The organism is Bartonella vinsonii subsp. berkhoffii ATCC 51672, assembly GCF_902825225.1.
GTDB lineage: Bacteria > Pseudomonadota > Alphaproteobacteria > Rhizobiales > Rhizobiaceae > Bartonella > Bartonella berkhoffii.
Genome location: NZ_CADEAK010000369.1, coordinates 1 through 380, shown reverse-complemented (window position 1 = coordinate 380; position 380 = coordinate 1). Strand labels below are relative to the sequence as shown.

The following is a 380-nucleotide window of genomic DNA, read 5'->3' as shown; positions in this document are numbered from 1 at the left end:
AACAACAACATGCATGGGATACCAATAAGTCCGTTCCACGTCAAACAGTGCACCAAGAAAAGCACCAACAGCGCACGTCTGTTGTTCAGTCTCCAAACCTTCAAGATTGAACACCACCGAAACCCGGTGTTGGCGAATGCGATGGGCAATACGTGTCAATTCGAGTTCGCTGCGTTGCGCTTCAACGATCACATGACCAAATTTATCTGCTAAAGTTACAAAAGCACCCTCTGGATCGATCACACAATGTTGCACCCATGAAGCGCTTGGTTCAAGAAGACGACGAAGAAGATGTGATTTTCCGGAACCAGAATTGCCTTGCACAAGAAGACGCGTCGCCAATAATTCTTCCAAATCGACAAATGCCGGCACGGATTTAT

At 46.8% G+C, this 380-nt stretch carries 1 protein-coding gene; it reads right to left on the bottom strand.

Going from position 1 to position 380, the window contains the following annotated elements; translation table 11 throughout:
- A partial coding sequence (locus J7R10_RS09650) for a helicase HerA domain-containing protein (RefSeq protein WP_246787442.1) occupies window positions 1–380 on the bottom strand: 380 nt, incomplete at both ends.